We start from the raw sequence: 599 nt of genomic DNA on the forward strand, positions 1-599 counted from the left end.
CTGCGCGCGACCGCGAGGCCGATCTCGGTGAGCGGGCGGACGAGGTCTTCCGCCTCCAGCACGGCGCGCATGTAGGGATGGCGAGCGAGGCGCTTGGGCGCGAAGGTCTGGCCCACGGGCTCGCCGAACAAGATGTTCTCGCCGACCGTGGCCTGATGGTTGTAGCGGGCGGGATCGAACGGCTCGACCAAGCGCTCCGCCCCTTCCGCCTTCAGCATCGTCCGCATCGTGACGCGGGCGGCCACCAAGGCGCGGGCGAAGTCGGGGGCGGCGACCGGATCGACCCGGGCGAGGAGGCCGCGGGAATAGGCGAAGGCATCGAGCCCGGTGATCCGCAGGATCTCGACGAAGGCGGGCTGATCGGGGGCGGCCGCGGGATCCGCGCCGTAGAGGATGTTGGCGCGGAGCGTCCCCTCGACCAGGATCGCCTCGCCGGCGGCGAACGCGATCCGGCGGGCGCGATCCGCGGCGTCGAACGCGCCGAGATCGTGCCCGGCATAGGTGACGTTGCCCGCCGTCGGCGCGACCTGGCCCGCGAGGATCGCCGCGAGCACCCGGGCGCCGCTGCCGCGGATGCCTGTGATCGCGACGTGCGAGGG

The 599-nt window shown here is 73.3% G+C and carries 1 pseudogene; it reads right to left on the reverse strand.

Annotated features, from left to right (window positions below):
* A pseudogene (locus tag FV230_RS29095) lies at positions 1–599 on the reverse strand (ABC transporter ATP-binding protein); the annotation flags it as partial.

The organism is Methylobacterium sp. WL6, from assembly GCF_008040095.1.
Taxonomy (GTDB): domain Bacteria; phylum Pseudomonadota; class Alphaproteobacteria; order Rhizobiales; family Beijerinckiaceae; genus Methylobacterium.